General features: G+C 62.8%; 1 pseudogene. It reads right to left on the reverse strand.

Annotated features, from left to right (window positions below):
• Positions 1-266: pseudogene (locus SB786_RS36525) on the reverse strand (site-specific DNA-methyltransferase); the annotation flags it as partial.

Raw genomic sequence — 266 nt, forward strand, 5'->3', positions numbered from 1 at the left:
GCTCGGCGTTGATGCGATCGGCATCGCGGGCAAAGCTGGTGTCGCGGAACACGGCGCGCAGTGGTGCGCGGGCGGCGATCTCCTTCACCAACTCATCGGTGACGCCAGTGTCGAAACAGGCGATCAGCGCATTGCCATCCACCGAATAAACGGTCTTCCCGTGCAGGGCTTCGCGGTTGATCGGCAGGGTCAGCTCCACACCCCAGTCGATCAGCACCTGGAACAGCAGATCCTCGCCGGTGCGATCAGGCTTTACGCTGTCGACT

It is taken from the genome of Burkholderia sp. SIMBA_062, assembly GCF_046534765.1.
Classification (GTDB): Bacteria; Pseudomonadota; Gammaproteobacteria; order Burkholderiales; family Burkholderiaceae; genus Burkholderia; species Burkholderia ambifaria.